Origin of the sequence: Parabacteroides sp. AM08-6 (assembly GCF_003473295.1) — a bacterium.
Classification (GTDB): domain Bacteria; phylum Bacteroidota; class Bacteroidia; order Bacteroidales; family Tannerellaceae; genus Parabacteroides.
The window spans coordinates 366,883-380,029 of sequence record NZ_QRMP01000002.1 but is presented as its reverse complement, the minus strand read 5'-3'; the positions used below and the strand labels follow the sequence as shown (position 1 = coordinate 380,029).

General features: G+C 44.2%; 8 protein-coding genes. All 8 read left to right on the top strand.

Annotated elements, in window-relative coordinates; genetic code table 11:
* Positions 1 to 9: 9 nt before the first annotated feature.
* The 8 genes from DW103_RS03330 (at position 10) to DW103_RS03295 (ending at position 13,101) form a co-directional block, all read left to right on the top strand.
* A complete protein-coding gene (locus DW103_RS03330) occupies positions 10 to 3,108 on the top strand; it encodes a glycoside hydrolase family 2 TIM barrel-domain containing protein (RefSeq protein WP_122274228.1) in 3,099 nt (1,032 codons plus the stop codon).
* 207 nt (positions 3,109 to 3,315) lie between these two features.
* A complete protein-coding gene (locus tag DW103_RS03325; protein ID WP_122274227.1) occupies positions 3,316 to 4,899 on the top strand; it encodes an SUMF1/EgtB/PvdO family nonheme iron enzyme in 1,584 nt (527 codons plus the stop codon).
* A gap of 24 nt (positions 4,900 to 4,923) precedes the next feature.
* Positions 4,924 to 6,309 (top strand): Gfo/Idh/MocA family oxidoreductase, encoded by a 1,386-nt coding sequence (locus tag DW103_RS03320; protein ID WP_122274226.1) that lies wholly within the window; start codon positions 4,924 to 4,926, stop codon positions 6,307 to 6,309.
* A gap of 11 nt (positions 6,310 to 6,320) precedes the next feature.
* Positions 6,321 to 7,265, top strand: a complete 945-nt coding sequence (locus tag DW103_RS03315; RefSeq protein ID WP_122274225.1) for a sugar phosphate isomerase/epimerase — start codon at positions 6,321 to 6,323, stop codon at positions 7,263 to 7,265.
* A gap of 24 nt (positions 7,266 to 7,289) precedes the next feature.
* Positions 7,290 to 7,976 carry a helix-turn-helix transcriptional regulator gene (locus DW103_RS03310; RefSeq protein WP_199652958.1) on the top strand — a complete coding sequence of 229 codons (687 nt, stop codon included), beginning with the start codon at positions 7,290 to 7,292 and terminating at the stop codon, positions 7,974 to 7,976.
* Positions 7,977 to 7,988: 12 nt separating this feature from the next.
* The gene (locus DW103_RS03305) at positions 7,989 to 8,570 is read left to right on the top strand and encodes a LuxR C-terminal-related transcriptional regulator (protein WP_122274223.1); all 582 of its coding nucleotides are present in this window, start codon (positions 7,989 to 7,991) and stop codon (positions 8,568 to 8,570) included.
* Between the two features lie 90 nt (positions 8,571 to 8,660).
* Positions 8,661 to 10,970, top strand: coding sequence for a TonB-dependent receptor (locus tag DW103_RS03300; RefSeq protein ID WP_122274222.1), 2,310 nt, complete (start codon positions 8,661 to 8,663; stop codon positions 10,968 to 10,970).
* 31 nt (positions 10,971 to 11,001) lie between these two features.
* Positions 11,002 to 13,101: a TonB-dependent receptor gene (locus tag DW103_RS03295; RefSeq protein WP_122274221.1), complete on the top strand. Its 2,100-nt coding sequence runs from the start codon at positions 11,002 to 11,004 to the stop codon at positions 13,099 to 13,101.
* The last annotated feature ends 46 nt before the right edge of the window (positions 13,102 to 13,147 follow it).

Below are 13,147 nucleotides of genomic sequence, written 5' to 3'. Positions count from 1 at the left end.
TATTATTTTATGAAATTAAACGTACTTGCTTGCTGCCTGTCCCTTCTGGGGACAGCAGCATTCGCTCAAAAAAACGAGTGGAGAGACCCGAATGTGAACGAAATCAACCGGGCCCCCATGCACACAAACTATTTCGCATACAAAAACGAAAGTAGTGCCTTAAAAGGATGTAAAGAAGCATCCGAGAATTTTATGACACTCAACGGTAATTGGAAGTTCTATTGGGTAAAAGATGCAGAATCGCGTCCTACCGATTTTTACCAGGTAAACTACAACGACAAGGGATGGGCAGACATGAAAGTTCCCGGTTTGTGGGAGCTCAACGGATATGGCAATCCGATTTACGTGAACGTAGGTTATCCTTGGAGAAACCAGTTTAAAAATAATCCTCCCGAAATTCCGACAGAAAACAATCATGTCGGTTCTTATCGGAAAGAAATCACACTCCCTGCCGATTGGAAAGGTAAAGAGATTTTTGCACATTTCGGTTCCGTTACCTCCAATATGTATCTTTGGGTGAACGGACAGTTTGTCGGTTATAGCGAAGACAGCAAACTGGAAGCTGAATTTAATCTGACTAAATACCTGAAACCGGGAAAAAACCTGATTGCTTTCCAAGTCTTCCGCTGGTGCGACGGAACTTATCTGGAAGATCAGGACTTTTTACGTTTCTCCGGTGTCGGACGTGATTGCTTCCTGTATGCCCGCAATCCGAAATATATCCAGGACATCCGTGTGACTCCCGACTTGGACTCGCAATATAAAGATGCAACATTGAATATTGCCCTGAACCTGAAAGGCAGCGGAACGGTCGACCTGAAATTAATCGACAAAAAAGGCGAAACAGTTGCCAGCTCCTCCGTGAAAGGTTCCGGCAAAGTTTCAACAGATATGGCAATTTCCAATCCTGAAAAATGGTCTGCCGAAACTCCGGTTCTCTACACATTGATTGCCAGCCTGAAAGAGGGCAATCAAGAAATAGAAGCCATTCCGGTTAAAGTAGGTTTCCGCAAAATCGAACTAAAAAACGCACAAATACTGGTGAACGGGCAGCCTGTCCTGTTTAAAGGAGTCGACCGCCACGAAATGGACCCGGACAAAGGGTATGTTGTTTCGCCGGAACGCATGATACAGGATATTCAAATAATGAAAGAATATAACATCAATGCCGTACGTACCTGCCATTATCCGGACAACAATTTATGGTATGACTTATGCGACAAATACGGTATTTATGTTGTTGCCGAAGCCAATATCGAATCACACGGGATGGGATATGGCGATCAAACTCTGGCAAAAAACCCGTTGTATGCCAAAGCACACATGGAGCGTAACCAACGGAATGTACAGCGCGGATACAATCATCCGTCCATCATCTTCTGGTCACTGGGTAACGAAGCCGGTTTCGGACCGAATTTCGAAGCTTGCTATACTTGGATTAAAAACGAAGACAAAACACGTGCCGTACAATATGAACAGGCCGGCACAAACGACTTTACCGATATTTATTGCCCGATGTATCGCGATTACAGAGGTAGTGAAGAGTATTGCAAAGGCAACATCGACAAACCTTTGATTCAATGTGAATATGCACATGCAATGGGTAATTCGCAAGGCGGTTTCAAAGAATACTGGGATTTGGTTCGCAAATATCCGAAATATCAGGGTGGCTTTATTTGGGATTTCGTTGACCAGTCTTTACGCTGGAAAACAAAAGATGGCGTACCGTTCTATGCGTATGGCGGAGACTGGAATGTATACGATGCTTCCGACAATAACTTTATGGACAACGGACTTATCAGCCCGGACCGCAAGCCTAATCCGCACATGTATGAAGTCGGACATATCTACCAATCCATCTGGACAACTCCTGCTGATTTGGCAAACGGGACAGTCAATGTTTACAACGAAAATTTCTTCCGTGATTTGAGTGCTTATTATGCAGAATGGGAATTACTGGCAAACGGCGAACCGATACAGAAAGGTATCGTGACCGACCTACAGGTTGCCCCTCAACAAACCCGTTCTATTAAGTTGAACTACAATACGGAAGGTATTTGTAAATGTAAAGAGCTACTGCTTAATGTCGCTTTCAAACTAAAAAAAGCGGAACAACTGCTCCCGGCCGGATATACCGTAGCCAAGAACCAGTTAACAGTTCGCCCATATCAGGCAGAAGAGTTGAATATTCAAAACAAACAGGAAGTAAATATCGCGACAGTCGTACCGACCATAAAAGACAACGACTATAATTATCTGATTGTTGAAGGCGAAAATTTCCGTCTCGATTTCAATAAGCACGACGGTTTCCTGTGCAGATATGATGTAAACGGCATGCCAATGCTGAAAGAAGGTGGCAAACTGACTCCGAATTTCTGGCGTGCTCCTACCGATAATGACATGGGGGCCAACCTGCAAAACAACTATGCAGCTTGGAAAAGACCGGGCTTGAAACTGACGTCGCTGACAAACAAGACTGAAAACGATATGATAACTGTAAATGCAGCTTATACGATGGATGCCGTTAAAGCGAAACTGTATCTGACCTACATTATTAATAATGAAGGAGCCATACAAGTAACGCAGAAGATGGAAGCCGACAAGTCTGCCAAGATTTCCGATATGTTCCGTTTCGGTATGCAAATACAAATGCCGGAAGAACTGGAACAAATCAGCTATTACGGAAGAGGCCCGATTGAAAATTATTCAGATCGCAACAACGTAACAGACCTCGGTAAATATACACAGACCGTAGATGAACAGTTCTATTCGTATATCCGTCCGCAGGAAACCGGAACAAAAACCGACATCCGTTGGTGGAAACAAACGAATAAGGGAGGAAACGGACTGATGTTCGTGGCTGATGCTCCTTTCTCAGCTTCCGCCTTACATTATTCAATCGAATCGCTGGATGATGGAAGACAAAAAGAACAAAGACATTCCGAACTCGTTCCGCGAATAGATTATACGAATGTATGTATCGACAAGGTGCAAATGGGACTCGGATGTGTAAACAGCTGGGGGGCTCTTCCTTTAGAGAAATACCGTTTACATTATGGAGACTATGAATTTTCATTCATTATGACACCTATTCAATCTAACTTATAGTCCTTTATACAACCGGAGAAGATAGTAAATGTATTAATTACAATAATCCTCTCCGGTTGTGAAAATTGGTAAAAAAGTACAAACAAATAGCATATAACGTTAAATTAAGGCTCCAAGCTTTCATTTTATATAAAAAACTGCTACTTTTATTGCCGATTTTTAAAATTAATTCAGGACTAATTGTAAAATCGTTTACCATAAAAACAAATGGCTAATAACAACAATTCTAATCGCTATTCTTCCGAGAAAAAAAGAAAATTTTTCAAGGGGAAAACCTTTATTCTCTTGGTCGGACTGGTTTTAGGGGCGGGCATCATGATTGCCGTATATAAAACCTCCGTTTATTTTTCTTCCGACGAATCCTGTATGATGTGTCATGTTCACCCGCATGCAGAGGACAGTTGGAAACTATCAAAACACGTCAACAACAGTAGCGGAGTGAAGACACATTGTGTCGCTTGCCACCTCCCACCTCAGAATAAAACTTGGGATCATTATACAGCAAAAGCAAAATTAGGCATCAAAGATGTTTGGTCCTATATGACCAAGGACAGTGCCGATTTCAACTGGAACACCAAGTCGGAACTGGAACATGCTGTAAAATACATACCAAACGAATCTTGTAAAGAATGTCATCAGAACTTATTTCCGGAAGGAATTACGCAAGATGGTATTACCGCTCATCTCTATTATGATGAAAACGAAAAGAAGCTAGACTTGCAATGTATCAGTTGCCACTTAGATGTTGGTCATTACAATCCTAACTACACACACGGTAAAATGACCGGTCTCCCCGGAGTAGAAGCCGGGACGGTCGACACAAGCATGTTTTTCAAAGAACCTGCGCAGATTACTTCTTTCTCGAATTTCCAAGAACAAATACCCGGCACTCCGGTTTCTATCAAAATGGTAGCAATTCCGGGGGGTACGTTTAAAATGGGTAGTACGGAAAAAGAACCATTCCATAAAGCAGATGAAGCACCTGTACGAAACGTGACGGTAAGTCCGTTCTTTATCAGCGAATATGAGGTAACCTGGGATCAGTATTGGGCATTCTACAGAAATACGATGAGTGAAGGTCGTACTCCCCCCGAAACGGTATATGCAAACAACAGTAATCCGGATGTAGATGCAATCTCCGGTCCTACTCCTCCGTTCGGCTTCCCCGACCAGGGTTGGGGATATGGTGACCGTCCGGCTATTACCATGACCCATTATGCAGCAGAAACATTCTGCCAATGGTTATCGAAAAAGACTGGTAAAAAATACCGTCTGCCGACAGAAGCCGAATGGGAATACGCAGCCCGAGGAGGTACGGAAACACCTTACTTCTTCACTGGAAATCCGAAAAATTTCTCAGACCAGGGTTTCTGGCGTAAATTCTTTGATGCAAAAACAGACAGTATCAGTTCATACGTTATTTACGGCAAAAACAGCAAGAATAAAACTCAGACGCCGGATTTAGTAAAAGCAAATCCGTTCGGGCTGAAAAACATGTTGGGTAACGTAATGGAATATTGCGCGGACAAATACGACCCCGAAGCCTATAGCAAGGGAGGTGAGAACGTAACAAATCCGTTGGTAACAGAAGGGACAGAATGGGTAATACGCGGCGGTGATTACACATCCGATGCAGCTGACGTTCGTTCTGCAGCCCGTAACTATACAAAACATGATGCATGGCTGAAAACAGACCCGCAGCAACCGAAGAGTATCTGGTGGTATTCGGATATTCGTGGTATCGGTTTCCGTATTGTTTGTGAACCGGATGCGTCTTTAGGAGCGAAATAATTTTTAATACCTAAAAGTTACTATATCATGAAAGAGAACAGTATTAGTAGAAGATCTTTTTTAAAGAGTACGGCTATGGCCGGAGCACTGGGTGCAATAGGTACCGGAAGTGCTAGTGTTTTAACTTCTTGCGCCGGTGCCGGTGGTGAAGGAAAAGAGGCAGCCCTCAAACCGCTGAAAGAACCCGGAACTTATTACATCCCCGAATTGCCTGATTTGGCAACAGACGGCAAAGAGCTGAAGGCTGGTGTTATCGGTTGCGGCGGACGTGCTTCCGGTGCTGCTTTTAACTTCCTGAATGCTGCAAATGGTGTAACAATCGTAGCCCTTGCCGATGTATTCCAGGAGAAAGTGGACGGACTGGCTAACAGCCTGAAAAAAGACAAAGGTATCGACATTCCGGCCGACAAACGTTTTGTTGGATTGGATGCCTACAAAAAGGTCATTGACAGTGATGTAGATGTTGTTATCGTTGCAACTCCTCCTGTATTCCGTCCGGTTCATTTCCAGTATGCTGTAGAAAAAGGAAAACATTGCTTCTTGGAAAAACCAATTTGTGTAGACCCGGTTGGTTATCGTACAATCATGGCTACGGCAAAACAAGCTCAAGCTAAGAATTTGTGTGTTGTTACAGGAACTCAGCGTCACCACCAACGCAGTTACGTTGAATCTTACAAGAAGATTATGGAAGGCGCTATCGGTGAAATCACAGGTGGTACCGTATATTGGAATCAAAGTATGCTCTGGTTCCGCGAACGTCAGAAAGACTGGAACGATTGCGAATATATGATTAAAGACTGGGTTAACTGGAAATGGTTATCCGGTGACCATATCGTAGAACAGCATGTTCACAATATCGATGTATTTACATGGTTCAGTGGTTTGAAACCGGTAAAAGCTGTAGGCTTCGGTTCTCGTCATCGTCGTGTAACAGGTGACCAATACGACAACTTCAGTATCGATTTCACAATGGAAAACGGTATTCATATGCATAGTATGTCACGTCAGATAGACGGTTGCGTTAGTAATATTAGCGAATTTATCCAGGGAACAAAAGGTTCATGGAATAGCGCATCAATGGAAATCAAAGATAATGCAGGCAATGTTGTATGGAAATACGATTATGAAGCAGAAAAAGCAAACTTCAAACAAACAGACCCATACACTTTGGAACACGTAAACTGGATTAACTGTATCCGTAGCGGTAAACCTATCGAACAAGCTTCCGAAACAGCTGTTGCAAATATGGCTGCTATCATGGGACGTGAATCGGCTTATACAGGTGGAGAAACGACTTGGGATGCTATGACTGCTTCTCCTCTGGATTACACTCCGAAGGATTTGAACATGGGTAAGATGGACATGAGTGGATTTACTGTTCCTGTTCCCGGAAAACCTCTTAATAAATAAGAAATAAGAATATGACACTAAACAGAAGAAACTTTTTAAGAACAACTCTGGCTAGTGCAGCTGTTGCAGCTGGAAGTTCCGCTTTTGCCGCCTGCAGTGGTAAGGCGGGAGTTTCTGCTGATAGTTGTCCGGCTGACAAAAAAGCTTGTTACAACGGAAAAGCTGAGCTTAAGTTGTCCTTTCAGGAAGGTATCGCTCCGGGTGAAAACCTCAATGAAAAGCTGGACTATATGGAAAAGCTGGGAGTTGTCGGTTTTGAGCCGGGTGGTGGCGGATTGGCTGGTCGCGTAGACGAAATCAAAAAGGCGCTGAACGGACGTAACATAAAGGTGAGTGCCATCTGTGCAGGCTTCAAAGGTTTCATCCTTTCAACAGATCCTGCTATCCGCAAGGAATGTATGGATACGATGAAGGAAATCATTGCTGCTGCCGGTGAATTAGGTTCAACCGGGGTGATTATCGTGCCGGCTTTTAATGGTCAGGTTCCGGCTCTGCCCCATACAATGGAAACACGCAATTTCCTTTGCGAACAGTTTAACGAAATGGGAACTTTCGCCGCCGAACACGGAACGACTGTTATTTTCGAACCGCTTAATCGTGGAGAATGTTTCTATATGCGTCAAGTAGCCGATGCTGCTTCCGTATGCCGGGATATTAATAATCCGGGTGTCCGTTGCATGGGCGACTTCTGGCACATGACCTGGGAAGAACCTTCCGATATGGGAGCCTTCATTTCCGGTGGTGAATATCTGCAACACGTCCATGTGGCTAGCCGTAAACGCCGCAGTATGCCGGGCGAAGACGGAGAAGCCGATAACTATGTTGACGGTTTCAGAGGTCTGAAAATGATTGGTTACAACAATTATGTTAGTTTCGAATGCGGATGCCAGGGCGACCGTAATGTAGTAGTACCTGCAGCCGTCGAGCTATTACGTAAACAATGGGAAGAAGCATAAAAGATGCCATTAGTATATCCTAATATGCAAATGAGTGAGGTGGTGGAAGAGCACCCCTCACTCATTCCTGTTATAAACCGGTTCGGTATCCGGCTCGGGCTGGGTGACAAATCGGTCAAGACAATATGTGAAGAAAACAAGCTGGACACAGATTTTCTGCTTATCGTGATTAATACTTTTCTCAATGAAGAGTATTTCCCGGAGAAGAAATTGCAGACTTTTCATACCTCCCAAATCATCGATTACCTGACAAAAACAAATCAATACTACCAACGTTACCAGATACCCAACATCGAACGTCATCTCGGTTCCTTCATCGCCATGAGTACACCGGCAAACAATACCGTCAATCTCATTGGCAAATTCTTCTCCTCCTTCAGGGAAGAACTGACATCCCGCATAGAGAAAGACAAAACAATCTGGTTTCCATACTGTCTGTCATTGAGTGAAAAGCTGAATGAATACCCCTGCGAACGGAAAGAAGCTTTGCATCTGGGTTCGGAACAACGGCTGGAAGACCCGATAGAAGCGCTGCTTGCCGATTTAAAAAGCATCATGATTAAACATTTATCCGGCAATTATGATGAAAACTTATGTTATGCCGTGATTTTCGCCATCAGCAGTCTGGAAAAAGATATGAAACAACACAACCGCATTCGCTACCGGATACTGACACCTATGGTATCGGCAATGGAAAAGTTGTGTATCTAACAAATTTTCCGAATGCATCGAAACAAACAAATAGCGATTATACTACCCGACACTCTGCAGAGCATTGGTTTGCAAAGCATATTGACTGATTATTTTCCACCTGCGGAGATATCCTGTTTTCCCACATTCGAAGCATTTATGCCTGCCAGTAATGAGACTTTCGACTACTATTTCACCCATGCGGACATCTTAGTGCTAAATATGGACTTTTTCCTTCCGCGCCGGAATAAGACAATGATATTAATGAATAGTCAGGAAGGAATGGGGGGACTATCCGCAACTAACCATCTTATGTTATCAGCTCCCCAAGAAACCATTATCGAACAACTCCAACTATTGCTAGCCAATGACAGCAACACTTATCAACCGGGCGAAAGCAACAAGGGACTTTCTTTGCGCGAAACAGACGTACTGCAACAGATAGTGAAAGGCATTACCAACAAAGAGATTGCCGACAAGCTGAACATCAGCCTGAACACTGTCCTCACCCACCGCAAAAACATCACCACTAAACTTGGCATAAAAACAGTATCCGGACTTACCTTCTACGCCATCATGAACGGCATTATTTCCGGCGATGACATCGAACTCTAAAATCACTAGATATAGTGATTGACAACAACCAATCTTTCCCGTTCCTTTGCAAGCGTAAAATACTAATTGTTACATAATTCTATATTGTAAATGAAACGCTACCTGTATCTCCTCATCGTTAGTGTATTTGTTAATCTGCAACTGATAAAAGCAGATGAACGAGATGTACAAATAAACGACACCATCAAAACTTATAACATAGATGAAATTATAGTTACCTCATCTACTAAGGAGACAAATGATTTGAGGACCTTACCGGGTTCCGTATCCATCCTGTCACCACAAGCCATCGCGGTACGACAAATAGATGCATTAAAAGATATCAGTGCATTTGTCCCTAACTTATATATGCCGGATTACGGTTCCAAAATGACATCCGCAATTTATATCCGGGGAATTGGAGCACGAAGTAGCGGGCAATCTATCGGATTATATGTGGACAATGTCCCCTATCTGGATAAAAGCACGTTCGACTTTGAACTGAACGATATTCAACGTATCGAAATTTTACGCGGTCCTCAAGGCACACTCTACGGGCGTAATGCAATGGGAGGAATTGTGAATATCTATACGCTATCACCATTCAATTATCAGGGAACTAAATTGAGTGTGTCAGGAGGAAACTACGGAACTTTCAATGTAAAAGCATCGCACTACAACAAGATAAACAACCATATCGGCATCGCTATCGGAGGTTATTACAACCGGAGTGACGGTTTCTTCATCAACGAATGCGACAACTCGAGAGCGGATAAGGAACAATCAGCCGGAGGTCGTTTCAAACTGGACTGGCTCATTGCAGATAACCTGGAAGCTCAATATTCTTTCAACTATGATTATGTAGACCAAAAAGCTTTTCCTTACGGCATGTACAATATAGAAACAGGGACAGTAGCTCCCATCCGAATCAATGACCCCAGTTCCTATTGGAGAAAAATGTTGAATAACAGTCTTCATCTGGAATGGAATGCAGAGAAATTCACCCTTTCCTCCACTACTGCTTACCAGCGTTTACACGACAATATGAAAATGGATCAGGATTACACGGAGAAATCTATCTTCGTCCTCAACCAGATACAGAAACAATATGCCTGGAGCGAAGAAATCGCCATCAAATCCAACCATAAAAAGAACTACCAGTGGAGCTTTGGAGCCTATGGCTTTTATAACAGCCTAAATACTGACGGACCGGTGATATTCAAGGAAGACGGTATCCGGGAAATCATGCAGATACCTTTTGACGAAATGGCAAAAGACAACCCGGATATGCCACAACTAACCGTCACAGGCGATGCTTTAAAGCAAATTTATTTCCCTGGGACATTCGACACGCCCACCTACGGTTTTGCCGCTTTCCACCAATCCACCTACAACAATCTGTTTGTCGAAGGCCTTTCACTTACTGCCGGAATTCGGCTGGATTACGAGAAAGCAAAAATGAAATACGACTCGGCAGTAGACAGTATGAATATGAGTGTACAAATGGGACATATGAATATGAATCTCCCGGTTGCCGCCCACCTGCAAGGAGATATTTCACAAGACTTTCTTCAGGTGTTGCCAAAAGCCTCCTTGCGTTATCAATGTACACCGGAAACATTCACCTACTTCTCCGTAGCAAAAGGATACAAGACCGGAGGCTATAACGTACAAATGTTCGGCGACCTCGTCCAGGCTCAGGCCACTTACGATTTGATGAAGAAGTTTATGCCGGACAAAGCCATAGAACCGGGAGCCGTAAAAGAGGTTGCCTCCTATAAACCCGAACACAGCTGGAATTACGAAATCGGTATCCGCAGCGAATTAATCAAAAACAGGCTGAATACAGAGTTGACCCTTTTTTATATGAATATCCGGGACATACAACTCACCACTTTCGCCCAAAACGGAAGCGGGCGAATGATAACCAACGGAGGAAAAGCCAACAGCTACGGTGTGGAAATGAGCCTGCGTGCCCGTATCATCGACGGTCTGACCGCTGATGTTAATTACGGCTTCACACGGGCAACATTCCGCGACTACATCTTCAAAGAAAAAGATTTGACAGAGACCGACTGTAAAGGCAATTTTATTCCTTATACCCCGCGACATACGGTTAGCATAGGAGTGCAATATACCCGACTGTTCAGAAATAGCTTCATCGACCAGTTTATGGTGTCTGCACAATACTCCGGAGCGGGGAAAATATACTGGACGGAAAAGAATTCTATCAGCCAGGACTTTTACGGAACCCTGAATGGGAAAATTGGTATCCGCAAAGGTATCGTAAAACTGAATGTATGGAGCCGGAATATCACCGACACCAACTATCAGGCCTTCTATTTCGAATCGTTCGGTAATTCTTTTATTCAGAAAGGGAAGCCGTTTCAAATAGGTGCCGAAGTAGCTGTAGCCTTTTGACAAATGATAAATTAAAAGACACTCCATCTATATGAAATTATTCTATTACATAATACCTTTTTTTCTTTGCTTTGTACATACGGCCCAAGGAGAAGAAAACGACACCACCAACCTTCGTCAAGTGGAACTGGACGAAGTTATCATCCAATCTTTCAAACAGCGGAGAGACTTACGGCTCGAACCCCTTTCCGCTTCTTCCGTAACAGGGACAGCCATAGAAAACCGGAACATCACGGGAATTAAAGAATTCAGCTCGTTCATCCCGAACCTTTTCATGCCGGATTACGGTTCGAAGTTGACATCGCCCGTCTATATCCGGGGCATCGGTTCGAAAATCAATGCCCCGTCGGTCGGACTTTATGTGGACGGGATTCCTTATTTCGAGAAATCGGCTTTCGATTTCGATTTCAGCGACATCGAGCGAATAGAAGTGTTACGCGGTCCGCAAGGCACTCTTTACGGACGTAATACGATGGGAGGAATCATCAACGTATATACCAAATCTCCCCTGCGCTATCAGGGACTTAACGGATGGATTTCGAACGGCAACTACGGGTATCGCGACTACGCGCTCTCTTACTATAAAAGTATCGGCGAGAAGTTCGGATACGCGCTTTCCGGCAATTACAACCGCAACGACGGATATTTCACCAATCTTCATACCGGCCAGAAGGCAGACCCGCAAAAAAGCGGTTCCGGCCGTATCCGCTTGGAATGGAAACCCCGGGAGACATTATCCTTCGGCCTGGTAAGTACATTCGATTACTCCAATCAGGGCGGTTACCCATACGCCGTATGCGACTCGGCGACACACAAGCCAGGTGAAGTAGATTACGATGCTTACAGCTCCTATAAGCGAACACTTTCCACCACCGGCTTCACGATGGAATACCGTGGAAAAGGCTACAGCCTCAACAGCCAGACAGCTTTCCAATACTTGTCGGACCATCAGGGCATCGACCAGGACTTCTCCCCGAAAAGCATTTATTTTGCCAAACAGGAGCAAAAACAGAAAATGGTATCCGAAGAATTCAATATCAAATCAACCACCGACAGCCGCTACAAATGGTTGTTCGGAGCTTTCGGCTTCTGGCAGGGCATAGACAATACGGTTATCGTAGACTATCTTTCAGCCGGATACAGTTCACGGAAATTGTACGATACGCCCACCTATGGTATCGCCTTTTACCACCAATCTACCATCGACGACCTACTGACGAAAGGACTGTCTCTCAGCTTAGGCATCCGTTACGACTATGAGCGGGCTTCAACCGACTACTGTTCTTTTCAAGACAAAGATGAAGAGAGCAAAGAAGTCGACAGTTTCTACAGTAAGCTTAAATTCAGCCAAGTCACCCCCAAAGCCTCCCTGCGCTACCTCTTCCCTTCGAGCGGCATGTTATACGCTACAGTTTCGAAAGGATACAAGACTGGAGGCTTTAACACCTCTTTCGAGCGGGAGGAAGACCGGACCTTCCGTCCGGAAAGTAGTTGGAATTACGAGATAGGAGCTAAACATCCTTTCTTGGATAATCGCCTGAGTGCCGAAATCGCCCTCTTCTGGATAGACTGGAAAAACCAGCAGGTTTCGAAGTCGCTCCCCATTTCCCAGAAAGGAAGCATGCTGAACAATGCCGGGCGAAGCGAAAGCAAAGGAGTGGAGGTCAGTTTGCAAGGCAATCCGGTCAACGGCCTGATGCTGCAAGTGAATTACGGCTTCACGCATGCCACCTTCAAAGAATATACGGACACGAAAAAGACAGGCGACGAAACAATTGAAATCGACTATTCGGGACATTACCTGCCATTGGTCCCTTCACACACCTTTGCCGTCGGTGCCGATTACAGCATTCCGAAACCCTGTTCGCATATCGACCGCGTCACAATCAGTACAAACTATGCGGGGACGGGACGAATTCATTGGAAAGAGGACAACCGCGTGTCGCAATCTTATTACGGACAACTAAACGGGAAACTTTCCGTAACCAAAGGATTTGTTACCTTTGCAATTTGGGCGAAGAATATCACCAACACAAATTATACAGCCTTCTATTTCGAGACAGGTGGCAAGGGTCTGGCTCAAAAAGGACGGCCTTTTACCATCGGAGGGAATATTCAGCTTAGCTTTTAAGTTCTAAAAACAATTGGCGCAGCTTGCGCTGACTGTTTTTAAGTTT